The organism is Pseudomonas sp. ITEM 17296, assembly GCF_028895205.1.
Lineage (GTDB): Bacteria > Pseudomonadota > Gammaproteobacteria > Pseudomonadales > Pseudomonadaceae > Aquipseudomonas > Aquipseudomonas kermanshahensis.
In genome coordinates this window covers 43017-63643 of the sequence record NZ_WJRS01000007.1, presented here as the reverse complement: position 1 = coordinate 63643, position 20627 = coordinate 43017, and the positions used below count along the sequence as shown (strand labels likewise).

The window sequence follows — 20627 nt, the reverse complement described above, 5'->3', positions numbered from 1 at the left end:
CGGATCCGCGATCATCCGGCTGTGCGGGTGCTGAGGCAGACAGTTGGGTTGATGGTGAGGCCAATTCCCTTTTGTTTGCTCTCGCGAATCGGGGGTATCGATTCTGATTTCAACGGGCAAAGCAAAGCCCGCCAAGGCGGGCTAGGGCGGTTCCGTCAGAGGGCGAGCGTTATACTTTTTGCTGTTGCCGGCGCTGGAAACGGGTCACGGCGATCTGCACGGCAGCCGCTACGACGCAAAGCAGGCCGATTTTCCAGCTGCCCTCCAGCCCGAAATGCTCGGATGCCTTCCCAGCGATGAGTACGCTAAAGAAGATGGCGACAGGCAGGATCAATTTATTCATTAGGGCTTCCAGCAGAGAACGACAAAAGGCGTAAAGGGCATACGGTTCGGGTCATTAGGCTTGGTCAGCCTTGGCGGAATGCACCTTGCGCACGATCACATCGATCCGATGCCAATTCACGGATTCAGAATCGATGATCATAGGGGATTCCGTTTCACGCAACAGGATAACCTCAAGCCCTTCTGAAAGCCGCCGAACGTCTTCCACGCTTTGAAATGACATCTGCACTTGGCTCGCCCAGCTGTGCCTCAGGCCGAAGAAATGGCCCACGAAGACGCCACCTGGCAGTAGTGCATCGCGCACCTGGCTCCAGAGGTAATCGAACCGGCCAGGGTGGCAAAAAGGCAGTGAAAGGCCGGCGTGGATCAAGTTCGAGGCAGGCACCTCGGTGAGGTGCTCAAAGTCTGCGACTTTCGCGTCGAGCATGCGGGCGTCGCTCAATGAGCACTTGCGGATCGTCCTGGCGATGGCTTCAGGTTCTTTGTCTATTGCCAGAACCTGCCAGCCTGCCTGGATGAGTTGCCAAGCCTCATTGCCGGCGCCGCACCCCAGGTCGACTGCGTGACGGGGGTATTGATCTTTGACGTGGTCAATCGCGTAACTGAGCAGTGGGGAGGGGGCACGTTTGTCCGTGCGCTCATAGAAAGCGTTCCAGCTCGTCATCGATAAAGCGTCCTGACCAGTCCATTGTTCATCAGGCCATTGAGGGAGTGGCCCTGCATCATCGATGGATATTATCTCGGTAACTCACCCCGCCTGGGTTCGGTGTATTACCGCACGTTACCGAGTACATCTAGCTTGAGTTAACCCCTCACCCTCAGCGCGCCAAATTCAAAGATGGGTACGTATCCACCCGTCAGCCACGTCGCCCATCGTCAACGGCTCGCCGCTCTTGATCCAGGCCATGAAGGTGCGATCAAACTTGAATGCGCTTCCGCACTCATCCGTCAGGAACCGTCGAACTTTTTGCGTGCTCCGGTAGTGTTTGTCCAGCGGGGTGCTTCTGGTGATCGGCCCTGCGTGCCAGTCAACGCTCATTTCCCTATTCCTGTATGAAGGCATGAGCAAAGAGCTTACCCGCGCAGACGCTACAAATCACTCATGCGCTGGCCGCTGGCTGAACAGGGGCTACTGCAAGGTCGGTGGTTTGACCGTGCCCGCCATCTTGCTCAACACCGCCTCTATTCGCGCGATCGACTTATCAAGGTCATCGGCTTCCTTGTCATAGCCCTCCTTTCTAAATCGATCACGCGACTGGCGCAGGGTGAGCAGGTTCTTTTGCAGTTTCAGGGCCGAGGCATCGAACGGGTCCATGCTTTTCTCATGCGGTGGGCATCCGTGCCGTTGTAGGAAAATGGGACCCTAGCAGCTCGATTTTGCCGATGAAACTGATGTTTCATACAGGGAAATGCCACTGCTTGGATTTCTCCTACGATGTACGGGTAAAGATCCTACAAACTTCGCATCTGACAGTTTCAAATCGTGTGCTGCAGAAGGTCCTCAACGCCCCGGGCTCAAGGGTTTTGAGCAATTTCGGTCGCGCCGTCGCCCGCAGCGGTGTAAAGCAAGGTCACCGAACGTTGTGAAACCTTATGTAGCAATTACAGCCCCTGAAGTAGGGGCTGCTGACGCGGGAAACACGTCGGTGACTACAGGTGGTCCGCGTCGATCACTGCTTGAGCGAACGCATCGGGGGCTTCTTGGGGCAGGTTGTGGCCAATGCCGCCACTGATCAGGCGGTACGCGTACTTGCCGGTGAAGCGTTGTGCATAGCTTTCTGCCGGTGGGTGCGGTGCTCCGTTGGCATCACCTTCCAAGGTAATGGTCGGCACACTGATGCTGGGGAAAGTGGCCAGTTTCGCTTCCAGCGGGGCGTAGCGGGCCTCGCCTTGTGCCAGCCCCAAGCGCCAGCGGTAGTTGTGCACGGTGATGGCAACCTGATCGGGGTTGTCCAGGGCCTTGGCACTGCGCTCGAAGGTGGTGTCATCGAAGGCCCACTTGGGTGAGGCGGTTTGCCAGATCAGCTTGGCGAACGCATGGCGGTTCTTGTCATAACCGGCTTGGCCGCGCTCGGTGGCGAAGTAGTACTGGTACCACCATTGCAGTTCGGCACTGGGCGGGAGCGGCGCCTTGGCGGCTTCCTGGCTGCTGATCAGGTAGCCACTGACTGACACCAGTGCTTTGACCCGCTCGGGCCACAGGGCCGAGACGATGTCGGCAGTACGGGCGCCCCAGTCGAAACCGGCGAGCACGGCGTGCTGGATGTGAAGGGCGTCCATGAAGGCGATGACGTCGCTGGCCAGGGCCGAGGGCTGGGCATTGCGTAGGGTCTGCGCTGAAAGGAAGCGGGTCTGCCCATAGCCCCGTACGTACGGCACGAGCACGCGGTAGCCTTTTGCGGCGAGCTTCGGTGCCACCGCCTCGAAACTGTGAATGTCGTAGGGCCACCCATGCAGCAAGATGACCACAGGGCCATCGGCTGGGCCTTGCTCGACATAGGCCACATCGAGCACGCCAGCTTCAACGTGCTTGAGTGGGCCGAAGCGCTCCGCTGGGGTGGCCGTTGCCTGAGCCGGTGCTGACGCAGCCGAACAGGCGGCAGTCGCCATCAGGCCCAGGGGAAGAAGGGCACAGGCGAGGAGGTGGCGGATGCGGCGTGTTGGGTGGCGTGAAGGTGTCGAGGGGTGGGCAAGCATCGTGCATCTCCTTGGCAAGGCCACAGGTATGGGTTGATGCAAGCCAGTAAAGAGGACCTCTGTATCAAGGGTATGTCCGATTTAGCTGTAGGAAACGTTCTTGTGTATCAGGTCTCAGTTTGTACACATAAAGATACAACCATGCCGTCGCAGCGTGTCAGACCGCTTCTGCTACGATCGATAATTTCCCCCAGGCCAAGGAGAGGCCCTATGCATTACGTCGTGATTGAGCGCCACCGCAGCGAATACCCAAGGCCGATTCGTTTTGCCAAGGGCACGCTGCTGGATATCGGCCCGCGCTATGAAGGCGAGCCGGGCTGGCAGGACTGGTACTTGTGTTCATGCCCTGGGCAGGAGGCGGGGTGGGTGCCGGCGCAATTGATCGAGCGATTCAGTGTGGAGAAAGGCAGGGCGCTTGATCACTACTCGGCCCATGAACTGGATGCCGACCCCGGGCAACTGGTGCAGCAGGTGCGCTCGCTCAATGGCTGGATGTGGTGTCGGCGCCATGACGATGATGAGTTCGGTTGGTTGCCGCTGGCAAAACTGGAGCAATTGAGTTGAGGTGGGTCGCGCCCCTGTGCTGAACACTGGCATCTGATCCGCTTTTTTTCTACAAACCTGCATCTGTAACCGTATCAGCCATGGACCGACAATAGGCCCATCCCCGCATCACACTGTAGAGGTTCCGATGGGCAAGCTGACGCTGTTCCTGGGTGGTTTTCTGCTCCTGACCATTCTGATAGGTATTTTGGGCACCATTCCGCCAAGCTGACTTTCACCCGACTCCTCCCTTCGCGGCCCGTCTGATTCGCCAGATGGGCCCACCCGCCTGCGCCCTCGGCTACTCCGTTCATTCACCATGACTGATCAGTGGTACCTGCAAGTAATTCTCAAGTGCGAATGGCTCGTGTAATCTCCCGCCGCCGTCCTGCGGCCCACGTTGACGGGCCGGTCTTTTGCCTTGGAGTCGAAACACACATGGAATGCAAGAAAGGCACTTCAGCCATGCTGGAGTGGCGTAGCCGTTTTCTCGCTGAAGGCACGCTCGATGAGGACGCGTACGACGAGGCACTGCGCAGCGCGGGCATATTGGAACAGGCGGGTGAGATCAGCACGCTTGAGTGGATCGAGTTGGTCAGGCTGGCCAATACAGCGTTGCTGCATGTGCGATAAGTCGTTCTTTGCGCTGGGAAATCTGTCCACAAAAAACGTGGGTAGGTCTGTGGATAAAATGCTGCAAGCCAAGCCGGAAGCGGGCTCTGTTAAATTGAGCAGAATTTGAACAGTCCTTTTGAGCCGTCGCCGTTAGGCCGACAGGCCGGCGCGGCGCAGGGCCTGCAGCAGTTCACGAACCCGAGCGGGCAACTCGCCGGCCGGGTACAGCGCGTGCATTTGCGGGTCTTGGCCGGTGCTTGAGGTCAAGCGGTATTGCGGGCACACCCGCACCAGGCGCCCGGCCTTGACCTGAGTTTCGCCCACCCAGGCCGCCAGGCGGGCGATACCGGCCCCGGCCAGTGTGCTGTGGTACACCGCATCGCCGGAATCCAGCCGAAGCCGTGGCGTCGGGCGCATGTTGGTGATCAGGCCATCTCGGCAAAAATGCCAGGCTTTGAGTATGCGTGGGGCGGTATGCAGAATCAGTGCGTGATGTTCCAGGTCTTCTGGGTGTTGCGGGTTGCCGGCCCTGGCCAGGTAAGCCGGGCTTGCATAAAGATGGCGCTGGTAACCCCACAGCGGATAGCCGATCAGTTCGCTGGATTGCGGAAAAGCGCCGCGCACCACGAAGTCGAACTTGTCCAGCAGCGGGTCCAGGGCGGCATCGCTGTACTGCACGTCCAAGGTCACCTGTGGATGACGCTGGGAAAACTCAGCGAGTACCCGGGGCAACACATGCTCACCCAGCAATTGCGGCACGGCGAAACGGATCCAGCCTTGGGCGCTACCGCTTAGCGCGGCCAACTCGTCGACTGCATCACGTTGCACATCCAGCAAGCGTTCGGCATGGGGGAGCAGGCGCTCGCCAGCTTCGGTCAGGGTCACCGCGTTGGCGTTGCGGTTGAGCAGTTTACTGCCGGCGTTGTCCTCCAGCGTTTGCACCGCTCGGGTTACCGCGCTGGGTGAACGCCCCAGGGCGCGTGCCGCAGCGACGAAGCTGCGCTTGTGGGCGACACTGACGAACGCCTGAATCTCCCGCAGCATGTCCAAGGCCATTGCCTGCTCCTAATTGCAGTTTTCGCAATATGGCATTTCAACACAAGCGCGGCACTTTGATTAGCCTTGCAGCCTGTCTTACTGCCTGGAGCCGCGTCATGATGGATATCGCTGTACTTTCTGTGTTCGCCTTTGCCGCCGGTTTGATCGATGCCGCCGTAGGCGGTGGCGGGCTTATTCAGATCCCGGCGCTGTTCAACGTGCTGCCCACCGCGCAACCGGCGGCCTTGCTGGGCACCAACAAACTGGCCTCGGTGTGCGGCACTGCCTTTGCGGCCCGCTCGTTCATCCGCAAGGTCACATTGGACTGGGGGCTGATCGTGCCAGCGGCGCTCAGTGCCTTTGTCATGTCGTTTGCCGGCGCCGCCACGGTATCGCTGGTGCCGCCCAGCGTGATGCGCCCGGCCGTGCTGGTGATGATCGTGCTGATGGCGATCTACACGTTCTGCAAAAAGGACTTCGGCACGCTGCACAAGCCCACGCAGATCGGCCGCAAGGAGCAATGCCTGGCGGTGTTGATCGGTGGGGCCATTGGTTTTTACGATGGCCTGTTCGGGCCAGGGACCGGCAGCTTCCTGATCTTTCTGTTCATTCGTTTTTTTGCCTTGGACTTCCTGCACGCTTCGGCTTCGGCCAAGGTGGTGAACATCGCCACCAACCTGGCGGCGCTGGTGTTCTTCGTGCCGTCGGGCAACGTGCTGTATGCCATCGCCTTGCCCATGGCGGCCTGCAACATCCTCGGTGCGTTGACCGGCACCTGGCTGGCGGTGCGCAAGGGCGCAGGTTTCGTGCGCGGGCTGTTCCTGATTTTGCTGTGCGTACTGATTGCCAAGTTGTCCTGGGATTTGCTGGCCGGTTGAGTCAGACCACCTGGCGCTGTGCCTCGGCCTGTTCGACGCGGTTGCGGCCATGCGCCTTGGCCCGGTACAGCGCTTGATCGGCGCGCGCCAGTAGCTCGTCCAGGCTCGGCGCCGGGGTGTCGGCGGCGCAGCCGTCCAGGCCGATGCTCACGGTGATCTGCAGGCGATGGTCGGCGTGCACCACATGCAGGTCCTGTACGGCCCGGCGCAGGCGTTCGGCAGTGAATTTGGCGCGATCTGGCGCAAGGCCTGGGAGGATCACGACGAACTCCTCGCCACCCATGCGCGCGAACAGCTCGCCTTCGTGCAACTGGTCTTGCAGGGTGCGGGCGAACTGGCGCAGTACCTGGTCACCGATTGCGTGGCCATGCGCGTCGTTGATCGCCTTGAAGTGATCGATATCCAGCATCATCAACGTCAGCGGCAGCGCTTGGGCATGTTGCTGGCGGCTGTCGAGCAGTGCATTGGCGCGGCGGGTGAACGCGCTGCGGGTCAGTACCCCGGTCAGGTGGTCGATGGTGGCCTGGTGCGCCAGGCGTGCCATCAGGCTGCGATTGGCCTGGCTGACGCAGGCCACCACCAGCGGCCCGAGTACCAGCATGGCGATGCCCAGGCGCGCCGACATCAGGGTGGTGACCCCGGGTTCGCTCTGCGGCACGCTGAAGTGCATGAGGTTTTGCGCGACTGCGACGATGAGGGTGCTGCCGGCGGTGAGCGTCAGCATCGAGACCAGAAACGGCGGGTAGGTCCAGGCACACCACAGCAGGGCGGCGATCGGGAATGCGATCGCTCCTGGCCCACCGAAGGCGATGCTGAAGGCCAGCGAGCCAAGCAGCACCAGCAGCGGCGGCAAACGCACTGCCTGGGCGCCACTGCGCACCATCGCCCGCACCGAGGGCGCCGTCAGCAGCACCGGCAGCACCAGTATACTGGTCGAGAATTGTTCACTGAACCAGGCCAGCCAGGTGGCCGGCAGCGATTGCTCGAACCACGGTGCGGCCATCACCGAGGCCATGCTCGCGGCAACCATCGCGCCAGCGGCGCATGAGGCAAATACACTGAGTACGCCATGCGGGCTGCGCATGCGTCGGTGCGGGCGCGGCACGCGTGACAACAACTGCCACACGGTGAACACCATGCCGAGGTTGCACAGGTTGAACCACAACGCCGGCTTCCAGGCGCTGCCGCACAGCAGGTCGGCCAGCACCATCGCCAGCCACACCAGCATGAAGCCGAGGGCGTTGGCCTGGCGGGGGTAGCGCAACAGCACGCCGACCAATACCGCATTCACCGGCCAGAACAGGGAGAGGGACTCGATGGGGCGTGCCAGGATGCCGCCGAGGGTCAGGGCAAACGTGAGGCAAAGCAGCGCGACATAGGGCAACAAGCGCGATTGGGCTGGAAAAACCATGAACTCGACCGGCAAGCGGAAACGAAATCCAGGACAACGGCTTGAAGCACCTGGGGCAATTACGTGTCAGTGTGTTTCGACAGGGTACTTGATGTCAATCTGCCGCGATCCTGCAAGATAATGCCAAATTGCCGGTATCCCCAGTCGATTTCCTTACAAGCCGAAGAACCACGGGACCATCACCACAGTCACCAGCATTACCAGCAAGGTGAATGGCACGCCGACTTTGACGAAATCACCGAACCGGTATTGCCCCGGGCCCAGCACCAGGGTGTTGACCGGTGACGAGACGGGCGTCATGAACGCAGCCGATGCGGCGAGGGCCACGGTCATGGCGAAGGGGTAGGGCGACATGCCCAGTTGCGTGGCCGTGCTGATTGCCACCGGCGCCATCAGCACGGCAGTGGCGGTGTTGGAAATGAACAGGCCGATCACTGCCGTCACGGCAAACAGGCAGGCAAGAATGGCACTGGGGCCGGCCCCGCCCAGCACACTGACCAGCCCGGTCACGGCCAAGTCGATGCCGCCGGTTTTTTGCAGGGCTTGGGCGAACGGCAGCATGCCGACGATCAGTACCAGGCTCTGCCAATGGATTGCCCGGTAGGCGCTGTTCATGTCGATGCACCGGCCTGCGCCCATCAGCAGGCAGCCGATCAGCGCGGCGATCACATTGGGCACCGCGCCGCTGACCATCAGCCCGACCATCACCGCCAGGCTCAACAAGGCCTGTGGCGCACGCGTGCGGGCCGGGGCGACCTGGTCGATCTCGGCGGGCAAGCTCAACACCAGAAAGTCGTGCGGTTTGCTCTGCAGTTGACGCACGGCTTTCCAGGGCCCGACCACCAGCAGGGTATCGCCCAGGCGCAGCTTTTCTTCCACCAGTTGCCCTTCGATGGCCACCTGATCGCGGCGCAAGCCGACCACGTTGAGGTCGAAACGGGTGCGGAACGCCAGCTCGAGGATGCTCTTGCCGATCAACTGCGACCCGGGTGGCAGCGACACTTCGGCCATGCCCAGTTCCTGCGACTGATCGATGAAGTAGGCCGCCTTGAAATGCAGCGGCTCCAGTTGCATGGTCTGGCACAGGCTGCGCAGGTCGTCGCGGTTGGCGAACAGGTCGAGCAGTAGCACGTCGCCCTGGTGCAGCACGGTATTGGAGTCGGCGGTGATCACCCGTGTGCTGAATTTGTGCTGGCGCTCGATGCCGATCACGTTGGCGCCATGCTTTGTACGCAGCTCCAGCTCGCCCAGGGTGTGGCCAATCAGCGGTGAGTGCGGGCGGATGCGCAGGCGCCGCTCGCGGCCGCTGAGCTTGTAGTCCAGTACCAGGTCAAGCAACGTGCGGCGGGTTTCCACCCGGCCGTCCTTGCGCACTTCGCCGTTGAGCCAGTGGCGGGTGAGCAGCATGTAGCCGATGCCCAGCACCAGCACCACCAGGCCGAACGGGGTAAAGCTGAAGAAATTGAAGCCCTGTTCGCCATGGCGCACCAGTTCGCTGTGCACCACCACGTTGGGCGGCGTGGCCACCAGGCTGAGCATGCCGCTGATCAGGCCGGCAAAGCTCAGCGGCATCATCAGGCGGCTGGGCGAGAGCTTGAGGCGTGCGGCGATGCTCAGCACCACCGGGATGAAGATCGCCACCACTCCCGTAGAACTCATCACCGACCCCAGGCCCGCCACCGCCACCATCAGCAGTATCAGCAAGCGCGCTTCACTGTTGCCGGCGCGTTCGCTCATCCATTCGCCGATGCGGTAGGCAATGCCGGTGCGTACCAGGCCTTCGCCGATCACGAACAGGGCAGCGATCAGTACCACGTTGGGGTCGCTGAAACCGGCCAGTGCCTGCTCCACCGTGAGGATGCCCGATAACGGCAGGGCGAGGATCACCATGAGGGCGACCACGTCCATGCGCGGGCGGTTGATGATGAAGAGGACGACGACGATGGCCAGCAGGCCGAGGACCCAGAGCAGCTCGTGGTTCATGGGGAGGGGGTGTTCCTTCACACAGGGGCACGGTAGACATTAGCAGCCAGTGTGCCAGCTTGGGATGAAGGGTGTGTTGATGTGTTGCAGGGTTTAAGACGCAAAAGGGGCCGCTATGCGGCCCCTGTTTGTCACCTGGATCAGTGACGGTGACGGTGGTGCTTCTTGCCGTTGTTGTCGCCCATGTGGTTACCGATGGCACCACCGGCCGCGCCACCCAGGCCGGCACCAATGGTGGAGCCGGCAGAACCGCCGACTTTGCCACCGAGCAGCGAACCGCCCGCAGAACCCAGGCCACCGCCGATGGCAGCCTCGGTGCGGTTGCCCTTGCGAGCGCCTACCGCACTGCCGGCAGCGCCGCCGACACCGGCGCCGATGGCAGCGCCTGTGCTGCCGCCGATCTGTTGGCCGACAACGTTACCCAGTACACCACCCAGGCCACCGCCAATGGCGGCGGTACCGTCACCGGCGAAAGCGCCCTGGCACAGCAGCAGGCCGAGGGCAAGGGAAGGCAGAGTCAGACGCATGGTACGAACCTCAAAAGGAATCATCAGGTTAAGGTGCCGCGCAGCGGGCGGCGGGTCAGGGTTGCAAAGACGCTTCAGCGGTAGTAGCGGTCACCGCGGTATTGACGGTCGTCGTCATCGTCACGGTCATGCCGATGATGGTGGCCATGGCCACGGTCGCGATCACGCCAGCCATCGTCGTCGTCATGGTAGCGATGGCTGTGGCAGCCAGCAGTCAGCAGGATGGCGGCAATCAGCGAAAAGCTTGCAAGGCGGGTCATCACGATATAGGTCCTTGATCCGCAAAGGTTTACGGGACACTTCCTGAGACTGGGATCGATCCATTTGGTTTCCTGGGCGGGCAAAAAATTGTCCTGCCAGCGATGAGTGGCGTGCTTGCCGGCTGCTGTTCTGTCTCGCTCGGTCATGGCCGAGCCGGCCGTCGGCACCTAGACTGCACGGTAAGCCGCAGCCAAGACGGCAAACTGCCACACGGTGAATCACGATGATCGCCCACACCCCCACGCTGTTCGCCGCGGTCGCCCTGGTAGCGACCATTCTGGCTTTCTGCCTGCTGCTGGTCGGCCGCAGCAACCGCCGCGACAACCTGCTGCTTACCGGCTGCGGGCTGCTGGTGCATGCCTTGGCGTATGTCTGCTACACCGTTTACGCGCAAGCGCCGCTGTGGCTCAGCTATGGCCTGGGCAACAGCTTGCTGTCACTGGCCCTGGCGTTTTATTCGGCCAGCTTGTTCCGGGTGCGTGAGCAAGTGATCCCGTGGCGGCTGATCTTCATCATCCCGGCGTGCATGCTGGTCGGGCTGATGCTGCTGCTCGACACCCTCGAACCACGCATGCTGCTGGCGACGCTGGTGCTGATGCTGCAGTGCTCGATGATCCTGTACTGGGCCAGGCGGTACGTCGAGCGGCCAGGCAGGGCGCACCTGCTGCTGCAGATCGGTGCGCTGATCAGCCTGGTCGGGTTGGGCATGCGCGCCGTGGCGGTGGCCAATGGCACGGCGGTGGAAATGCGCTATGACACCAGCAACCTCAAGCAGAGCATTTCGGTGGCGATCGGCACGGTCACGGTGATGATGTATTCGATCGGCTTGGTGTTGATGGCCAAGGAGCGTAGCGAATCGCGTCTACAGCACTTGGCCTTGCGCGATGTGTTGACCGGCACCTACAACCGCCGGGCGATCCTCGAACGCTTCGGCGTCGAGTTGGACCGCGCCCGCGAGGCGCAGAGCAGCCTGGCCGTGGCCATGATCGATATCGATCACTTCAAGCGGATCAACGACCTGTATGGGCACTTGGCGGGTGACGAGGTGTTGTGCCATTGCGTGCGTCAGTTGCAGCAGCGTTTGCGCCAGGGGGACAGCCTTGGGCGCTATGGCGGGGAGGAATTCCTGCTGCTGTTGCCAGGTACTGACAGAAGCGGGGCGATGGCCGCGTTGCAGGGCTTGCGGGAAGCGATTGCCAACAGCCCCGCGCGTTTTGCCGGTGATGAGATCGAGCTGCGTTTCAGTGTCGGGCTGTGGTGCGGTGTGCCAGGGCCCAGGGACAGCACCTCCAGCCTGCTGGCGCAGGCGGATGCAGCGCTTTATCAGGCCAAGGCCGCCGGGCGCAACACCGTGCACATGGCGGCCTTGGTGCAGGTCAGTTGATTCAGCTGGCCGGGTGGATCGCCAACACTACCCCATTGGTGATCTGCACCAGCACGTAGTGCTCGCCCATGCGTACCCAATGGCTTTCCTTTTCTGGGGTGGGCAGGCCTTTGGCCTTCCAGTCTTTTACCATCTGATCATCGCGCTTGTATTGGTCGGGGGCCTTGTCACCCACCTTGAGTTCACGGTTGTGGGTTTCTGGCCCCGTAATGCTTTCTTCGGCGGACGGGGCGGCAGAAGCGGCCAACGGCAGGCAGGGCAGGGCGGCGAGCAGCAAGGCGGGTATCAGGTGATGCTTTTTCATCGCGGTTTCCTTGTGACGGCATGTTCCTACTGCGACAGCAGCATGCGCCCGACAATTCACTCGCGGTGCCGCCAATGCTAGAGTCGCCTTCTTTTTTGCCCTGAGGATTGAACATGCGAGCGATTCTGCCGATGGCCGCAGTACTGATGCTGGTCGGTTGCGCTTCCGCGACCATGGAAACGGCACGTGGCGGCAAGCCGACCGCGCAGCTCGATTCGCACAAGGCGCCAGAATTGGTCGCCCAATGCATTCAGTTCAGCTGGCAGGAAGAGGCGGTGTTCGGGGACGATGCCAGTGGCTACCTGGAGCCGCGCAAACAGGGTGGTTTCACCGTGTATACCCGCGAGGCCGAGGCGTTCGTGGACGTTTATCCGCAGGCGGGTGGGGCGCGGGTCGATTACTACGCGCAAAAAAATGACGGCGTGGCGCTGCAGCGGCGTGCTGCTGCGGCGACGTGCCTGTAATAAAACAGTACGAGCAGACAAGGACGTCAACCATGGACCGATCGCTGCAACTCAACCGCACCAGCTGGGACGAACGCGCCCCCTTGCACGCTGCCTCGAAAGACTATGAGGTCGAGCTGCTGGTCGAACGCCCCGCGCATCTTTCCGAAACCGTTCGTTTCGACTTGCCGCTGCTGGGCGATATCCACGGGCTCAACGCCGTTCACCTGCAGTGCCACATCGGCACCGATACCCTGTCGCTCGCGCGCCTTGGCGCGCAGGTTTGTGGCCTGGATTTTTCCGCGGCTTCGCTGGCGCAGGCGCGGGCGTTGGCCGAACGCTGCGCAGCGCCAATCGCGTATGTGGAGTCAGATGTCTACGCCGCCGACCAGGTGCTGCCGGCGGGCACGTTCGACCTTGTCTACACCGGCATCGGCGCGCTCTGCTGGCTGCCCCGCATCGAGCCGTGGGCGCGCGCTGTGGCGGCCTTGTTGAAGCCGGGTGGGCGGCTGTTCCTGCGCGATGGCCACCCGATGCTGATGGCCGTCAACGAAGACCACCAGGACCGCCTGTTGATCGAGTATCCGTACTTCGAGCACGAAACCCCGACGGTGTGGCACACCGACCAGACGTACGTCGAAACCGACCAGCGCCTCGTCCATACCGAGACCCATGAGTGGAACCACGGCCTGGGCGAGGTTATCAGTGCCTTGCTGGCGCACGGGCTGCAACTGACAGGCCTGGTCGAGCACCCGAGCATCCCTTGGGAAGCGCTGCCTGGGCAGATGGACAAGGGCGCCGACGGCGAGTGGCGTTTGCGCCACCAGCCGTCACGCCTGCCCTTGAGCTACACCTTGCAGGCGATCAAGGCCTGATCAGGACAAGTAACCACCGTCGACGTTGAGTGCGGTGCCGGTGGTGTAGCTGGAGGCGTCGCTGGCCAGGTACAGCACCGCGCCGGCCATCTCCTTGGGGTCGGCCACGCGCTTGAGCGGGATTTGCTGCAGGGCGGCGTTGAGGATGGCCTCGTTCTTCACCAGCGCCGAGGCGAACTTGGTATCGGTCAGGCCGGGTAGCAGGGCATTGCAGCGGATGCCGAATGGCGCGCATTCCTTGGCGAAGACCTTGGTCATGTTGATCACCGCAGCCTTGGTCACCGAATAGATGCCTTGGAAGTGCCCAGGCGAAACACCGTTGATCGACGCCACGTTGATGATGCTGCCGCCGCCGTGTTCGCGCATCAGCTTGCCGGCTTCCACCGACATGAAAAAGTAGCCGCGGATATTGACGTCGACGGTCTTCTGGAAGGCGAGCAGGTCGGTGTCCAGCACGTTGCCGAACTGCGGATTGGTGGCCGCGTTGTTGACCAGGATATCCAGGCGCCCGAACTGTTCGCGTATCCCCGCGAACACCTGCTGGATCTGCTCCATTTCGCCGATATGGCAGGCCACTGCGGTGGCCTTGCCCCCGGCGGCGATGATCGCGTCGGCAACGTGCTGGCAGCCGTCCAGTTTGCGGCTGGAGACAATGACATGGGCGCCCTGCTGCGCCAGCAGATGGGCAATGGCCTCGCCGATGCCGCGGCTGGCGCCGGAAACGAAAGCGATCTTGCCGTCAAGGTCGAACAAGTGGGTCTTGGACATGCTGTTTTCCTTGTTATCTGTCGTCAGAGCATGGAGGTGCGGGTCACCTGCAAGGCCATCTGCTCCAGCAGCCGGTTCATGTGGATGAACTGAGCGAAGCGTTTGTCCTGGGTTTGGCCGTGGTAGTAGCGGTAGTAGATCTGCTGGACGATGCCGGCGAGGCGGAACAGGCCATAGCAATAGTAGTAATCGAAGTTGTCGAGGCGAATGCCGGCGCGCTCGGCGTAGTAGTCGACGAACTGCCGGCGGGTGAGCATGCCGGGCGCGTTACTGGGTTGGCGGCGCATCAGTTGCACGGGCGCCGGGTCTGCTGCCTCGATCCAGTAGGCCAGGCTGTTGCCCAGGTCCATCAGCGGGTCACCGAGGGTGGCCATCTCCCAATCCAGCACACCGATGATGCGCATCGGGTTGTCGGCATCGAGTATCACGTTATCGAAGCGGTAGTCGTTGTGGACGATGCCGGGGCGTGGGTGGTCGGCGGGCATCTTGTCGTGCAACCAGGCAATCACGTGCTCCCAGCGCGGGGCATCATCGGTGATGGCTTTTGCGTAGCGGCTGGTCCACCCCTCGATCTGGCGTTGCACGTAGCCTTCCGGCTTGCCCAGGTCGGCTAGGCCGCAGGCTTGGTAGTCGACCTGATGCAGCTCGACCAGGCGGTCGATGAAGCTTTTGCACAGGGCTTCGGTGCTGGCTGCGTCGAGCTTGAGTTCAGCCGGGATGTCCGAGCGCAGGATGATGCCGTTGACCCGCTCCATCACATAGAACTCGCCGCCGATCAGGGTCTCGTCGGTGCAGTGCACGTACGCCTTGGGGCAGTAAGGGAAGCCACTGTTGAGCTGATTAAGGATGCGAAACTCACGGCCCATGTCGTGGGCCGACTTGGCCTTCTGCCCGAATGGCGGGCGGCGCAGCACAAACTCTCGGCCGGGGTAGGTGACCAGGTAGGTGAGGTTGGAGGCCCCGCCGGGGAACTGGCTGATGCTCGGCAAGCCTTCGAGGCCGGGAATATGGGCCTTGAGATAAGGGTCGATGACGGCCGCGTCGAGTTCTTCGCCGGGGCGGACCTGGGTGGACTGATCGGTGAGCGTCATGCGTTTTCCTTATTTTCGTTCGCAACAACTATTGGCTAATCTAATGGCCTGCTGGCGTTGGAACAAGCGTGCCAGCCGTCATATAGGTAAGGGTGTTGCTGATGGATCAATCGCCTTGATGTGATCGGGCAAAAAAAAACCGAAGCCGGTCAGGCTTCGGTTTTTTGATCAATCGGCGTGCCCTTCACTCAGGACGGGAACAGCTCGCTGAGCTTCATCGACAGCATCATGTCGCCCTCGACGCGCAGCTTGCCGCCCATGAAGGCCTGCATGCCGTCGGTCTCGCCACTGACGATACCCTTGAGGGTCTCGCTGTCCAGCACCAGGGTGCAGTTGGCGTCTGGGTTTTCGCCTTCTTGGATGTCACACGTACCGTCCTTGATGATCAGGGCGTACTTTTTGTCTTCGTCGGTGATGTCGAAGCCGAACACCAGGTCCAGGCCTGCGGCAGCGGCTGGATTGAACTTTGCTTTCATCGCTTCGACGGCTTTAGCTACATCGCTCATGGCGTAATCCTTATTAAGTTATATTCGCGTCCGCAGGGACACAACAAGCCGGGCTCATCGGTAGGTGACAAGCTCCGGCGCCCTCAACAGCTGCACGTGGGCTTGGCTGTTGAAGGAGGCCAGTGCCACGTCGCGGCCCCGAAACTTCAGTTGGCTGAGCGACGTGTTGATGATCTGCCAGTTCAGCGCGAAGGCTTGGCTGGGGGTAATGCCGGTAACCAGATGGAGCAGGGCCGCAATGGTGCCGCCTGAGGTGAAGATGGCGATGTTGTCGCCACTGCCTGCGCCTTCGAGCACACGTTGCAGGCCACGCTGGACGCGCGCGGTGAAGGCCTGCCAGGTCTCCAGGCCATCGTCGGCAGGATGATCGCCAGCGTGCCAGCGCTGCACCATCAGCGCGAACAGGCGCTGGAATTCGCTGCGGTGCTGCGCGCCATTGCGCAGGATGTGCAGGGCATCGGGTTCTTGCGCCAGCAGGCCGGGCAGCAGGGCGCGGATCACGCCATCGGCATCGAACTCATTGAACGCCACATCGGTCTCAACAGCCGGCACCGGGCAGCCTGTGGCGTGCAAGGCCTCCAGGGCCAGGCGTGCGGTGTCCTGCTGGCGGCGCAGGTCGCCGGCCACGCAACGATCCAGCTGCACATCGAGGAGTGCCAGGTGTTCACCCAGGGCTTGGCTCTGACGCACACCGATGGTCGAGAGGACGTCGTAGTCCTCGGCACCGAAGGAGGCTTGGCCATGTCGGATCAGGTAGAGGTTGCCCACGGAGGTATCCGGCCTGTTGGAGGTTGCTGCGAGGTTAGGATGTGCCACACAGGCTGTCAACGAAAAAACATACAAGCGTTTGAAAAGGTTGTTTGAACTGTGTTGCCAGCGTTTACACCGGCTGGCAGCGCCTCAGGCGCACCGGTATGCTTGCAGCAGTTACGCGCCGAACTGGCGCTGGTCTATGAAGGAGTCAACGTGGAGTTTCTTGCCGAATACGCAAGCTTTCTCGCCAAAACCGCCACCTTGGTGATTGCCATCCTGGTAGTGCTGTCGGCCATCGCCGGTTTGCGCGGTAAAGGGCGGCGCAAACCGGGCGGGCAATTGCAGGTCACCCGCCTCAACGAGTTCTATAAAGAGCTGCGTGAGCGCTTGGAGTCGGGCCTGCTCGACAAGGCCCAGCTCAAGGCCCTTCGCAAACAGCAGGCCAAGGCGGAAAAACAGCAGAAAAAAGGCAAGGCCGAAGAAAAGGGCCGGGTCTTCGTGCTCGATTTCGATGGCGACATCAAGGCCTCGGCCACTGAGAGCCTGCGCAACGAAATCACCGCGCTGCTGACCCTCGCCACCCCGCAGGACGAAGTGGTGCTGCGCCTGGAGAGTGGCGGCGGCCTGGTACACAGCTACGGCCTAGCGGCTTCGCAGCTGGCGCGTATTCGCCAGGCGGGCATCCCGTTGACCGTGTGCATCGACAAGGTGGCGGCCAGCGGCGGTTACATGATGGCCTGCATTGGCGAGAAGATCGTCAGCGCGCCCTTTGCCGTGCTGGGTTCGATTGGTGTGGTGGCGCAACTGCCTAACGTCAATCGCCTGTTGAAGAAGCATGACATCGATTTCGAAGTGCTCACAGCGGGCGAATACAAGCGCACCCTCACCGTGTTCGGCGAAAACACCGAAAAGGGCAGGGAGAAATTCCAGGAAGACCTGGACATCACCCACCAGCTGTTCAAAGACTTTGTCTCGCGCTATCGCCCGCAGTTGCACATCGACGAAGTGGCCACCGGCGAAGTCTGGCTGGGCGTGGCGGCTCTCAACCGCAAGCTGGTTGACGAGCTGCAGACCAGCGACGAGTACCTCAGTGACCGCGCCCGCAACGCCAACCTGTTCCACCTGCACTACGCCGAACGCAAGAGCCTGCAGGAGCGTATTGGCATGGCAGCCAGCGGCACCGTGGAGAACACCGTGGTGGGGCTTTGGAGCAAACTCGGCCGCTTGCGCTAACACCTTGAACCCCTTGAAATTTTTTTACGTTCAGGGGGTTGCAAGGTTCGATGATTGAAGACATAATGGCGCCCATCGAAACGCAGCGAACTTTGAAAAAGGTTCAGTGTTTCAAGGAGATAGCAAAGCGCAAGCAGCTAGATCCGACTTTGAGGCCGAGTAGCAAAGTGGTTATGCTCCGGATTGCAAATCCGTCTACGCCGGTTCGATTCCGACCTCGGCCTCCATTATTCGAAAGCCCCGCAGATTAACGTCTGCGGGGTTTTTCTTTGTGGGGCGGAAAATACAGAAGCCCCTTGAGGCATGACGCCTAAGCTCAGCATGGTCTTGGGCTTTTCCGTTTTTAGCGACAGGGTTATTTTTCAAGGTGTACCGACTGTTGCGATTCACAAAAAAGAAACTCTCCAGAGCGCTGCGAAAGTGGTTCGTCTACCTCGCTATTGCAGGTGTCGCGGGCAATTCCAGCCGAGTGTTCGACCATCTTTCCCTGTGGAAACCCTGGCGTTTAGCTAAGGGCGTTGCCGCATACCTCATTGCCTTTTGATGACGTTTTATACTGAAAGGGGTACTGCAGCATGAAGCGGTGTGCCAGGGTACAAATTTATAAGTAGCGCTTCCGACCCTGGAGGAGTATTGATGGCTTCCCGGCGCAATGTCGGAGGGAGTCACCTCAATGGATCGCAAGCCAAGCAATCAGGAAGTCGCTGTGGCGATCGGCATTAGCGAAGCGGAAGTCATTCGGTACAGAAGCGAGACGTTGTTGCTCGGCGATGGGTCATGGCTCATCCACTTCACATTCTTGATGCCCAAAGAGCTTCGGTTCGGCCTGACCGGGAGCTTTACCCACATCTTGAAAGCGGCGCCGCCGGCCGGTGATCGGCGAGTGGAGGCCCTGTAACGGCAGGCACCGTTGGCGAGGGCAGGGGATTTCGCCCATTCTGTGGCCGATGCAGCGTATAGTGACAAACGAGTTGCTGCATTTCAGTGACTCCTCTATCGAGGTTCAGTCATGAATGCCTCCCATCAGTCCCCCACGCACAAAGCCCACCTGCGGCTAGACGAGCAGATCAAAGCATTCCTTTCTAAGGGCGGAGCCATCCAGGAAGTGGCGTCTGGCATTGGTGCATCCGATCGTGTTGGCCCCAAGCTGCCATCGGCGAGGTGGCCCAGCTCCAAAGTCGTCAGGTAAGGCGAATGGGGTCGCACAGCGACCCCAATGACGGCTGAAGAAGCGTTATTGAGGTGGATAGTGTGCCAAGTCCGCTTCCAGCTTTTCAGCGTCGCCTACCCGCTTGCGCACTTCGGCGTAAAACTGCTGGCTTTGGTTCTGAAACCGAATGTAGTCGCGGTCGCACGCTTCTTGCGCGGCCGTGAGTTCGTGGCCGGCAAGCCCCTGGGTGGATTGGCGTGACAGGATGTAGGCCTGCCAGCAGTTCTCTACTTTGAGCAACCCGCGAGCGAACGCTTTTGTCTCGATTGTCGCCATTGGAGCACCCTCTTTGCGCCGAAAATCGGCACGTCGGTGTGGATCGCCAGAGCGACGATGGGCAATGTGTGGAAAAGCCGAATACCCGAGTATCGGATAGTGGAGCTTAGTGCGTTTTGAAGGGGGCGCTCGTTGGTCAGCCGGTCGGGCGATGCAATAGAAAAGAAAAGCCCGCCTACAAGGGGCGGGCTAAAAAAACGTACGGAGCAAGGTCAGTGTGCCGCCCCTATTGTCGGTAATACGTGAAGCGGGGGTCATGAGGCTGTCGTTTTGGTGTGGGTAGGGGGCGTATGTGGGCTGCGAAGTGTAAGGCGTTGGCGTTTCTGCGCTTATAAGATCGATCGCCGCCCGCGCGGCGCATCGCGAGCAACGCTCGCTCCTACGTTTGTCTTTGGCCAATAACGCCTGCGACAGGCGCGCGCGACCGCCTTGGCGCATGCTTGATATCGTGTCGTACAAACAAGGCGGTCGCGCGCCGCCCCCACAGGCATGACTGGCCCGAAACAAACGTAGGAGCGAGCGTTGCTCGCGATGCGCCGCGCGGGCGGCGCTCGATTTCAAACGCGCTAGAAATCTCAAGCCAGGCCCTTCGCCCCACTATCAAAAATCACCGCCCAAAAAAAGCCCGCCATGAAAAGGCGGGCAAATAACGTTTGAAGGGAGAGCCTGCAGATTGCGCCCGCTCCGTTAACTCAGCATTAAGCCGCAACCCATTGACCTCGCCCCCTGTTCAGCCTATACAAGCCTCCCGCCATCCCAGGAGCCCGCCCCGCATGCGCGACGAAGACGATCTGCACGAGCCCGAGCATGATCACCTGCTCGACCACGAATTCCTTTACGACGGCATCGACCCCGAGGCAGACGCCCAAGGCGCCGAAGACCCTGTCGAGGAGGATGAGGAAACGCTGGATGACCTCGATGATGAGGAGCGTGATCACCCAGCCTGGTTCGACGACTGCGAAGACGCGTGAGTCAGCGACGGTCCAGCGAGAAGCGGCCGGGCCCACTCACGGCCAGCAACAGCAAGCCGCCAATGATGCTCAGGTTTTTCAGGAACTGGGTCATGTTGGCGCTGCGCTCGGGGTCCACCATGTTCCAGAACGGGTGGCCGATCAATGCGGTGCCCAGCACGAACAGTGCAAACAGGAAGGCCAGCGGGCGCGTGTAGAACCCCAGAATCAGCACGATGCCGACGAAAAACTCCATGATCACCGCAACGGCCGCGGCGATCGTAGGGGCGGGGGCGCCGAGGGAGGTCATGTAGCTGACCGTGCCTTCAAAGCCGGTCAACTTGGCCCACCCGGACACAACAAACAGAATCATCAGCAGAATGCGGGCAACCAGGATGATGAAGTCGCGTTGACCATCGAACAGGGAGTAGCGCATGGCGGCATACCAGTGGACGGGGACAAGCTCCACTCTAGCAGTTGCACCGGGGATTTCCGCTGGGCAGCAAAAAGGCGCCACCAGGGCGCCTTTTCGAAGGAAT

General features: G+C 61.1%; 27 protein-coding genes and 1 tRNA gene. 11 read left to right on the top strand and 17 right to left on the bottom strand.

Translation table 11 applies throughout. The features are described from left to right. Positions 1-169: 169 nt before the first annotated feature. From GIB19_RS10620 to GIB19_RS10600, 5 genes are all read right to left on the bottom strand, one after another. A complete protein-coding gene (locus GIB19_RS10620; RefSeq protein WP_172960347.1) occupies positions 170-343 on the bottom strand; it encodes a hypothetical protein in 174 nt (57 codons plus the stop codon). Between the two features lie 54 nt (positions 344-397). After that, on the bottom strand, positions 398-1006 hold the full coding sequence (locus GIB19_RS10615) for a class I SAM-dependent methyltransferase (protein ID WP_274885448.1): 609 nt from the start codon (positions 1004-1006) through the stop codon (positions 398-400). Positions 1007-1174: 168 nt separating this feature from the next. Further along, positions 1175-1381, bottom strand: coding sequence for a DUF6434 domain-containing protein (locus GIB19_RS10610; RefSeq protein WP_099428831.1), 207 nt, complete (start codon positions 1379-1381; stop codon positions 1175-1177). 90 nt (positions 1382-1471) lie between these two features. Then, complete coding sequence (locus tag GIB19_RS10605; protein ID WP_099428832.1) at positions 1472-1657, bottom strand: hypothetical protein; 186 nt, start codon at positions 1655-1657, stop codon at positions 1472-1474. Between the two features lie 335 nt (positions 1658-1992). Further along, positions 1993-3039 carry an alpha/beta fold hydrolase gene (locus GIB19_RS10600; protein WP_274885447.1) on the bottom strand — a complete coding sequence of 349 codons (1047 nt, stop codon included), beginning with the start codon at positions 3037-3039 and terminating at the stop codon, positions 1993-1995. A gap of 210 nt (positions 3040-3249) precedes the next feature. On the opposite strand from GIB19_RS10600, the gene GIB19_RS10595 reads away from it, so the two are divergent. Together GIB19_RS10595 and GIB19_RS10590 are read left to right on the top strand one after the other, a co-directional pair. After that, complete coding sequence (locus tag GIB19_RS10595) at positions 3250-3603, top strand: SH3 domain-containing protein (RefSeq protein WP_274885446.1); 354 nt, start codon at positions 3250-3252, stop codon at positions 3601-3603. 417 nt (positions 3604-4020) lie between these two features. Beyond that, a complete protein-coding gene (locus GIB19_RS10590) occupies positions 4021-4215 on the top strand; it encodes a hypothetical protein (protein WP_274885444.1) in 195 nt (64 codons plus the stop codon). Between the two features lie 132 nt (positions 4216-4347). On the opposite strand, the gene GIB19_RS10585 is transcribed toward GIB19_RS10590, so the two are convergent. Next, on the bottom strand, positions 4348-5253 hold the full coding sequence (locus GIB19_RS10585) for a LysR family transcriptional regulator (protein ID WP_265967893.1): 906 nt from the start codon (positions 5251-5253) through the stop codon (positions 4348-4350). A 98-nt stretch (positions 5254-5351) separates the two neighbouring features. Here GIB19_RS10585 and GIB19_RS10580 point away from each other — a divergent pair, with 98 nt between their 5' ends. Then, entirely contained in the window at positions 5352-6113 is a 762-nt protein-coding gene (locus GIB19_RS10580; protein WP_027592702.1) for a sulfite exporter TauE/SafE family protein, read from the top strand. Position 6114: 1 nt separating this feature from the next. On the opposite strand, the gene GIB19_RS10575 is transcribed toward GIB19_RS10580, so the two are convergent. From GIB19_RS10575 to GIB19_RS10560, 4 genes are all read right to left on the bottom strand, one after another. Then, a complete protein-coding gene (locus GIB19_RS10575) occupies positions 6115-7539 on the bottom strand; it encodes a GGDEF domain-containing protein (RefSeq protein WP_274885443.1) in 1425 nt (474 codons plus the stop codon). A 138-nt stretch (positions 7540-7677) separates the two neighbouring features. Continuing rightward, positions 7678-9507 (bottom strand): SLC13 family permease, encoded by a 1830-nt coding sequence (locus GIB19_RS10570; RefSeq protein WP_274885441.1) that lies wholly within the window; start codon positions 9505-9507, stop codon positions 7678-7680. A gap of 140 nt (positions 9508-9647) precedes the next feature. Further along, complete coding sequence (locus tag GIB19_RS10565; protein WP_027592699.1) at positions 9648-10034, bottom strand: glycine zipper domain-containing protein; 387 nt, start codon at positions 10032-10034, stop codon at positions 9648-9650. Between the two features lie 74 nt (positions 10035-10108). Then, complete coding sequence (locus tag GIB19_RS10560) at positions 10109-10294, bottom strand: hypothetical protein (RefSeq protein ID WP_027592698.1); 186 nt, start codon at positions 10292-10294, stop codon at positions 10109-10111. A 224-nt stretch (positions 10295-10518) separates the two neighbouring features. On the opposite strand from GIB19_RS10560, the gene GIB19_RS10555 reads away from it, so the two are divergent. After that, entirely contained in the window at positions 10519-11679 is a 1161-nt protein-coding gene (locus tag GIB19_RS10555) for a GGDEF domain-containing protein (protein ID WP_099428838.1), read from the top strand. A gap of 1 nt (position 11680) precedes the next feature. Here GIB19_RS10555 and GIB19_RS10550 read toward each other — a convergent pair whose 3' ends face one another. Beyond that, positions 11681-11983 carry an RcnB family protein gene (locus GIB19_RS10550; RefSeq protein ID WP_274885439.1) on the bottom strand — a complete coding sequence of 101 codons (303 nt, stop codon included), beginning with the start codon at positions 11981-11983 and terminating at the stop codon, positions 11681-11683. Positions 11984-12096: 113 nt separating this feature from the next. On the opposite strand from GIB19_RS10550, the gene GIB19_RS10545 reads away from it, so the two are divergent. Together GIB19_RS10545 and GIB19_RS10540 are read left to right on the top strand one after the other, a co-directional pair. Further along, the gene (locus GIB19_RS10545) at positions 12097-12447 is read left to right on the top strand and encodes a hypothetical protein (RefSeq protein ID WP_027592695.1); all 351 of its coding nucleotides are present in this window, start codon (positions 12097-12099) and stop codon (positions 12445-12447) included. A 32-nt stretch (positions 12448-12479) separates the two neighbouring features. Next, positions 12480-13301: a class I SAM-dependent methyltransferase gene (locus GIB19_RS10540; RefSeq protein WP_238217283.1), complete on the top strand. Its 822-nt coding sequence runs from the start codon at positions 12480-12482 to the stop codon at positions 13299-13301. Here GIB19_RS10540 and GIB19_RS10535 read toward each other — a convergent pair whose 3' ends face one another. The 4 genes from GIB19_RS10535 to GIB19_RS10520 all read right to left on the bottom strand — a co-directional run bounded on the left by GIB19_RS10535 (position 13302) and on the right by GIB19_RS10520 (position 16434). Beyond that, a complete protein-coding gene (locus GIB19_RS10535; protein ID WP_027592693.1) occupies positions 13302-14069 on the bottom strand; it encodes an SDR family oxidoreductase in 768 nt (255 codons plus the stop codon). A 23-nt stretch (positions 14070-14092) separates the two neighbouring features. Next, positions 14093-15160 carry a phosphotransferase family protein gene (locus GIB19_RS10530; RefSeq protein ID WP_274885438.1) on the bottom strand — a complete coding sequence of 356 codons (1068 nt, stop codon included), beginning with the start codon at positions 15158-15160 and terminating at the stop codon, positions 14093-14095. A gap of 188 nt (positions 15161-15348) precedes the next feature. Then, on the bottom strand, positions 15349-15666 hold the full coding sequence (locus tag GIB19_RS10525; RefSeq protein WP_085273065.1) for an SCP2 sterol-binding domain-containing protein: 318 nt from the start codon (positions 15664-15666) through the stop codon (positions 15349-15351). 54 nt (positions 15667-15720) lie between these two features. Continuing rightward, positions 15721-16434: a histidine phosphatase family protein gene (locus GIB19_RS10520; protein WP_274885436.1), complete on the bottom strand. Its 714-nt coding sequence runs from the start codon at positions 16432-16434 to the stop codon at positions 15721-15723. A 198-nt stretch (positions 16435-16632) separates the two neighbouring features. Between GIB19_RS10520 and sohB the strand changes: the two genes are divergently transcribed. From sohB to GIB19_RS28375, 4 genes are all read left to right on the top strand, one after another. Then, positions 16633-17652 carry a protease SohB gene (sohB, locus tag GIB19_RS10515; protein ID WP_085273210.1) on the top strand — a complete coding sequence of 340 codons (1020 nt, stop codon included), beginning with the start codon at positions 16633-16635 and terminating at the stop codon, positions 17650-17652. Positions 17653-17805: 153 nt separating this feature from the next. Continuing rightward, positions 17806-17879, top strand: a tRNA-Cys gene (locus GIB19_RS10510). A gap of 446 nt (positions 17880-18325) precedes the next feature. After that, positions 18326-18550: a hypothetical protein gene (locus tag GIB19_RS10505; RefSeq protein WP_027592688.1), complete on the top strand. Its 225-nt coding sequence runs from the start codon at positions 18326-18328 to the stop codon at positions 18548-18550. A 111-nt stretch (positions 18551-18661) separates the two neighbouring features. Next, positions 18662-18841: a hypothetical protein gene (locus GIB19_RS28375; RefSeq protein WP_369124820.1), complete on the top strand. Its 180-nt coding sequence runs from the start codon at positions 18662-18664 to the stop codon at positions 18839-18841. A 45-nt stretch (positions 18842-18886) separates the two neighbouring features. Here the strand turns inward: GIB19_RS28375 and GIB19_RS10500 are convergent, their stop codons facing one another. Then, positions 18887-19138 carry a hypothetical protein gene (locus GIB19_RS10500; protein ID WP_099428845.1) on the bottom strand — a complete coding sequence of 84 codons (252 nt, stop codon included), beginning with the start codon at positions 19136-19138 and terminating at the stop codon, positions 18887-18889. A gap of 773 nt (positions 19139-19911) precedes the next feature. On the opposite strand from GIB19_RS10500, the gene GIB19_RS10495 reads away from it, so the two are divergent. Beyond that, positions 19912-20109 (top strand): hypothetical protein, encoded by a 198-nt coding sequence (locus GIB19_RS10495; RefSeq protein ID WP_085273068.1) that lies wholly within the window; start codon positions 19912-19914, stop codon positions 20107-20109. Between the two features lies 1 nt (position 20110). Here GIB19_RS10495 and GIB19_RS10490 read toward each other — a convergent pair whose 3' ends face one another. Further along, on the bottom strand, positions 20111-20524 hold the full coding sequence (locus GIB19_RS10490) for a DoxX family protein (protein WP_085273069.1): 414 nt from the start codon (positions 20522-20524) through the stop codon (positions 20111-20113). Between the last annotated feature and the right edge of the window lie 103 nt (positions 20525-20627).

Excerpts from the sequence above, each read along its gene's own strand:
- GIB19_RS10620 (WP_172960347.1), bottom strand. The coding sequence starts at position 343 with ATGAATAAATTGATCCTGCCTGTCGCCATCTTCTTTAGCGTACTCATC.
- GIB19_RS10615 (WP_274885448.1), bottom strand. The coding sequence starts at position 1,006 with ATGACGAGCTGGAACGCTTTCTATGAGCGCACGGACAAACGTGCCCCC.
- GIB19_RS10610 (WP_099428831.1), bottom strand. The coding sequence starts at position 1,381 with ATGAGCGTTGACTGGCACGCAGGGCCGATCACCAGAAGCACCCCGCTG.
- GIB19_RS10605 (WP_099428832.1), bottom strand. The coding sequence starts at position 1,657 with ATGGACCCGTTCGATGCCTCGGCCCTGAAACTGCAAAAGAACCTGCTC.
- GIB19_RS10600 (WP_274885447.1), bottom strand. The coding sequence starts at position 3,039 with ATGCTTGCCCACCCCTCGACACCTTCACGCCACCCAACACGCCGCATC.
- GIB19_RS10595 (WP_274885446.1), top strand. The coding sequence starts at position 3,250 with ATGCATTACGTCGTGATTGAGCGCCACCGCAGCGAATACCCAAGGCCG.
- GIB19_RS10590 (WP_274885444.1), top strand. The coding sequence starts at position 4,021 with ATGGAATGCAAGAAAGGCACTTCAGCCATGCTGGAGTGGCGTAGCCGT.
- GIB19_RS10585 (WP_265967893.1), bottom strand. The coding sequence starts at position 5,253 with ATGGCCTTGGACATGCTGCGGGAGATTCAGGCGTTCGTCAGTGTCGCC.
- GIB19_RS10580 (WP_027592702.1), top strand. The coding sequence starts at position 5,352 with ATGATGGATATCGCTGTACTTTCTGTGTTCGCCTTTGCCGCCGGTTTG.
- GIB19_RS10570 (WP_274885441.1), bottom strand. The coding sequence starts at position 9,507 with ATGAACCACGAGCTGCTCTGGGTCCTCGGCCTGCTGGCCATCGTCGTC.
- GIB19_RS10565 (WP_027592699.1), bottom strand. The coding sequence starts at position 10,034 with ATGCGTCTGACTCTGCCTTCCCTTGCCCTCGGCCTGCTGCTGTGCCAG.
- GIB19_RS10560 (WP_027592698.1), bottom strand. The coding sequence starts at position 10,294 with ATGACCCGCCTTGCAAGCTTTTCGCTGATTGCCGCCATCCTGCTGACT.
- GIB19_RS10555 (WP_099428838.1), top strand. The coding sequence starts at position 10,519 with ATGATCGCCCACACCCCCACGCTGTTCGCCGCGGTCGCCCTGGTAGCG.
- GIB19_RS10550 (WP_274885439.1), bottom strand. The coding sequence starts at position 11,983 with ATGAAAAAGCATCACCTGATACCCGCCTTGCTGCTCGCCGCCCTGCCC.
- GIB19_RS10545 (WP_027592695.1), top strand. The coding sequence starts at position 12,097 with ATGCGAGCGATTCTGCCGATGGCCGCAGTACTGATGCTGGTCGGTTGC.
- GIB19_RS10540 (WP_238217283.1), top strand. The coding sequence starts at position 12,480 with ATGGACCGATCGCTGCAACTCAACCGCACCAGCTGGGACGAACGCGCC.
- GIB19_RS10535 (WP_027592693.1), bottom strand. The coding sequence starts at position 14,069 with ATGTCCAAGACCCACTTGTTCGACCTTGACGGCAAGATCGCTTTCGTT.
- GIB19_RS10530 (WP_274885438.1), bottom strand. The coding sequence starts at position 15,160 with ATGACGCTCACCGATCAGTCCACCCAGGTCCGCCCCGGCGAAGAACTC.
- GIB19_RS10525 (WP_085273065.1), bottom strand. The coding sequence starts at position 15,666 with ATGAGCGATGTAGCTAAAGCCGTCGAAGCGATGAAAGCAAAGTTCAAT.
- GIB19_RS10505 (WP_027592688.1), top strand. The coding sequence starts at position 18,326 with ATGGATCGCAAGCCAAGCAATCAGGAAGTCGCTGTGGCGATCGGCATT.
- GIB19_RS28375 (WP_369124820.1), top strand. The coding sequence starts at position 18,662 with ATGAATGCCTCCCATCAGTCCCCCACGCACAAAGCCCACCTGCGGCTA.
- GIB19_RS10500 (WP_099428845.1), bottom strand. The coding sequence starts at position 19,138 with ATGGCGACAATCGAGACAAAAGCGTTCGCTCGCGGGTTGCTCAAAGTA.
- GIB19_RS10495 (WP_085273068.1), top strand. The coding sequence starts at position 19,912 with ATGCGCGACGAAGACGATCTGCACGAGCCCGAGCATGATCACCTGCTC.
- GIB19_RS10490 (WP_085273069.1), bottom strand. The coding sequence starts at position 20,524 with ATGCGCTACTCCCTGTTCGATGGTCAACGCGACTTCATCATCCTGGTT.